Source organism: Ruegeria sp. AN6, assembly GCF_056540425.1.
Genome location: NZ_JBQFWR010000036.1, coordinates 1 through 4,725 on the forward strand (window position 1 = coordinate 1; position 4,725 = coordinate 4,725).

Annotated in this window: 2 protein-coding genes; one reads left to right on the top strand and one right to left on the bottom strand. The window is 50.8% G+C overall.

Annotated features, from left to right (window positions below; all coding sequences use genetic code 11):
* Window positions 1-582 precede the first annotated feature (582 nt).
* Window positions 583-3,420, top strand: a complete 2,838-nt coding sequence (locus ACR0MQ_RS22840; RefSeq protein WP_480611242.1) for a hypothetical protein — start codon at window positions 583-585, stop codon at window positions 3,418-3,420.
* Here ACR0MQ_RS22840 and ACR0MQ_RS22845 read toward each other — a convergent pair.
* The coding region (locus tag ACR0MQ_RS22845; RefSeq protein ID WP_480611245.1) for a phosphatase PAP2 family protein at window positions 3,413-4,725 on the bottom strand (1,313 nt) is incomplete at its 5' end. The two genes, ACR0MQ_RS22840 and ACR0MQ_RS22845, sit on opposite strands and share 8 nt — an antisense overlap.

The window sequence follows — 4,725 nt, forward strand, 5'->3', positions numbered from 1 at the left end:
TACAATTGATCACACGGTTCAATTGCTTGACCTCTTCACCTCGTCAGGCTCATAACCTGAAGGTCAGAGGTTCAAATCCTACTCCCAAAACTATTACAGTCGAACAAAGTGTCATACGAGCCGCCTCAGGGCGGCTTTGTTCGTTCTGGGACACACCCAACGCAAGCAAACCTGCCAGTTCCCCAATGAGTTCAATTGTATATGTCCCATCTTCCGGGACCAATCGAATCTCTGATAGTCTACACTGGCATATATTTAGAGAAGTCCTTAGTGTCATTTCGCAGTTTGTGGCAGTTGGTCGAATCTATGAAAACCTCCCGTAACTTATGGATCGATTTTTCAGTGGCTTTATCGCAATGAACTATCACTGGGCGGATCTAGGAGACCCGTTTCCTCTATTCCATGTTACTAGGTAGTAGCGCGCTAGAAGCCCCCTTTTCTAACAGTCCGTAACTATCGTCCGTCGTTCGGTAAGCCTACCCGTTCAGTTATCATACTATCGGAATCTCAAAATTTCGATTAATTTGAAGTTACGTGCCCCAACTCAATCAAACCTATTTCTGAAGGAAAGGGAGCATAGTTTTGTCTATTGATTTTCCAAATTGGCCGCCAGAACCTTACAACTCTGACAGTTGGCCACCACCGTGGCTCAGATTTGAGCGCGAGTATCCAAATTCGGAACGGCGTTCGCGACTAATATCGCATTCCGATGCGCCGTATATCGCCATCGCAGCGGATGAAGAGACTGATCGGGAAACACTTGGAGCTATTGCATCGGACTATTTGGATAAAGTTGAAGATTATCTAACAAGTCATGGGCAATCGTTGAATTGGCCTGAAGGGTGGGGCGGAAATCAGTTTAATGACAACGCCAAAGCTGGAAACTGGGACTTGGTTCACTGGCTGAATATCTGGCCTCCGGTTGACAGCGGTGCGAATGACAACCCACCTCAAATTGCGTCATGGAACCTGTCCCGCGATGAACTCCACAGATTGCCAGCAACGATAGTCATGGTGGCGACAGAATTCCTAAATGATCAGGGGGAACCTGCCGAGTTCTCGATCGGTGTCAGCATTCCTATGCTGGTGGAGGAAACGGATGGTGGTAAACTCCGTGTCATCATTCGCTCGTTCACAGCAGAATACCCGGTTGTATCGAAGCAGAGTTGGTCGACCGTGGATGCCAAGGCCGCATTTCCGTCTCGAGAGGAACGACAGATCGAACTTGGGGCACTTACAAATGATTTGGTAAACTATCCATCTGATATTCTAAATCAAATTGGAGCCGCAGCTTCTGTTGAGCCGAGATCCATCGATCTAGAACAAATCTTTATCTTGTCCGATGTTGACCCGGATTTTCTGGAAGAACCGGTTGTGATCGAAACAGTTTCGAAAGCGCTTGGGGAAATCGAGCGATTTCCAAATCGCTTAAGCTATTCGGTGACCAACAAGATCAAGGCAATACCAATTGGCGGTGCGCAACAGCGACAATTCCACTTCGAATTGCTATCCACTGAAACCTGCCCACTGATCACCCATGTAGGTGAGGGCGAAGCAAAAATTTGGACTCAAGTTCCGCCTGCTTCGAAATTACCTTTTGATCCTGCAAATCCAGCATTGCCCTACGATTGGGATCGAAGACGACCCACTCGTACAGATGATTTCCTCAATCGCTTCAGAGAGTTGGGGAAACTGACGAACGGGGATGAATTGACGCTGGAAGATCTGGGGTTTCGTGTTCGCCGATGCCCAGATTTTGTTCCGGGAGACCAGGATGGACTTGGCAATCCAGGACCGACCAAAGTTTTGAGACTACCTGCGAACAAGGAGATTTTACTACGAAGTAATGAGTATTCAGCGCTACTTGCCTATGTTAACTGCGTTGAATTTTTCGATTTGTTGAGATTGTTTGGAATTATCTTGGACGATTTCGTTGTTCGGGCAGAAAGGGACATTCAGATCTTTTACCGGTACGGTATTGCTCCGGGTCCCGGCAAAGATGGGCGAACGGTGAACGCACAGGTCGCCTATGACTGCAAATCTGATGCTACGACGTTGCCGACAATTCGAATGAACCTCGCTCTGGCGGAACTAACGCGTTGGGACCGGCCATTGAATAGCGACGGAGAGCGTACCTGGGCGCAACCTCTCGGCCTCGCGACTGACAAGCGCTGGATGCTTCATGAGTTTGGGCACTATTTGTTGGCTGCGCGTCTTGGGAAGCTTGAATTTGATTTTGCGCACAGCGCCGGTGACGCAATGGCCGCTATTGTTTGTGATCCGGAGTCTAGGCTGGCTGACCCACGAAATGGTGTCGCTGAAAGCTATCGTGGAATCACATTTCCATTCGTCTTTTCAACGCGTCGCCACGACAGATCCCCCACGTTAGGTTGGGCGTGGTACGGAGAATTGAACCGGTCTGTTGTTGAGTCACCGCCGACTGGTTGTGATGACCTGAAGGGTTATTTGACAGAACAAATTCTTTCAACAACGCTCTTCCGGTTTTATCGCGCACTGGGTGGAGATTCGATGGATGCGGACGCACCGGATGTTTATCTACGCCAACGTGCCTCCTTTCTGACGATGTATTTGTTGGTAAGGGCAATCCAATCATTCGGACAATCACCATCAAGGGCAGAAATGCTGGAGCTCGCGATCGAACAAATTGACCGTTTGCAGGCTGGAGTGATTGAAATGCCTCCAAGCCCAGATCTACCAAATAACCTACCCCAACCGGATGGTTGGAAAGGGGGTATGGTCCACAAAGTGGTACGGTGGTCATTTGAAACGCAAGGCATGTTTGTCGAGAACCTTGAAGAGACGCATAATGGCATGGGCAAAGCGCCTGACGTCGATGTCTATATCGAAGATTCCCGCCCGCTTAGAGAAATGGTGAACGGCAGTTGGTTTAATTTCGGTGTTGGCAGTTATTGTCCGGTCTCGCTAGATTGGCGTGATGATGCGCAATGGATAATGCCGGACCAGGTGATTTTCGGTAATCGTGGATCGGTAACGGCTGAGGGCTGCATGCTTCGCCGATGGTATGGGGTGGTCTTTAATCCAGAAGAGGATTGGGGCCTTTCCTCCATTATTATCTGGCTTCCGCTCTTTTCACAGGAAGACAATTTGCCGGACATTGGAGCAGGCGACAGGCGGGTTCTGCCGTTCAACGATGAGGGCGAAGCCCTGGCAGAGATTGAGCGAATAGTGAACGCCGACCGACCGCAAGGTAGCACAGCATATGGTCTGGCGCTTTATGAAATCACTTGCCCAGACGATCGTGCCAATACAGATCCGCTGCAAAGCCTTGGGGTTGCTGTCGGGACAACAGCCAGCAACCTACCCAAAACACCCCGAGCGTTGACCGACCTCGTAGCTAATGACAACAACCTTGGGTTGCGGGTTACTCAGTTTATATGACTTCCGCCACAGGATCACTGTCCCATGGCGTGGGCCATTCGACTTTTGACGCGTCCAGCACCGTCATCAGCGTCGGACAATCGATACCCGCTATTGGATTTCCATCGACGTCTGTGTCGTTGGCTCTGTCAAACAGGGCATCCCAAATACCTGCAGCCAGATGGCGACTGGCCGTACTGTCGGTCGGGTAGTGCACGCCAATACGTTCTCGGTTCACTGCTATTCGATGCGCAATTGCAAGCAGTGGTGACTTTATGGGCGCGGTCCCTCGCAGGTCACTCCATCGTGGTTTCCGAAGCAGGTGCCCATCCTCGGGACTTGGAACAATATCCGCACCATCAATCGAAACTTTATCTTTCAGCACACCGTAGCGATAATAAATTCCCGGTATTTCAAGCAAAAGAAGCGAAATGAAATGCGCAAGAAATGAATGTCCGCTTGGGAATGCCGGATGTGCGGGTGGGCCGAACGGTACAGTCAGGCCGGGGCGGAGGATCGATGGTCGCACTCTTTTGTAATATGCTTTGTAAGCCATGTAGATCACGTTACCGATTGCCAGCCCGACGTTTATCAGGTCGAGCGTATTGGGGTGATCAAACGAATTGATGCCCAGAAAATGAATGAGATAATCCGGTAGACCATCTGCCTGGACGTCGCTTTCCACAAGATAGTTCCACCTATCGTCCTCCATATAGATTTTGAGTTTCTCCAACTCGCCCTTTACAAAAAGGAACGCGGCCAAATTCTCAGCGGCTGTATCTCCGGGTTGCCATTTCAGGTCGTTTGCTTCCAACCAACGCAGCTTAATCGGGTCGATACCTGGCGGGATGCGGCCAGGGGAAATCGGTAACCATTTCCCGAATTGCCCAGCGATCTCAAGGGCTGCGAGCGTACCGGGCTCACTCCGGTCAGCGGCGCGCAGCCACTCACCCAATTGTGGATCAAACGGAAGTGTCCAGAAACGCAAATCCGGATCCCAGTCGGCGGTCGTCCATTCCAGCGGGTCACTGTTAGGTTGGTAGGGATTGATTATGAATTCGAGCGGAAATGGAGTTTCACCGGAATTGTCCGGTGTGAAGTTAAGCGACCAAGGCAACAGCGCCAGTTCAATGGGGGTAGCATAGTAGCTACGGATAAAGCCGATGCCACCGTCAGCTCCGACCGGGATCGCACCCATGCCCATGCCGTTACCCATGCCCATGCCCATGCCGTTACCCATGCCCATGCCGTTACCCATGCCCATGCCCATGCCGTTACCCATGCCCATGCCCATGCCGTTACCCATGCCCATGCCCATGCCGTTAC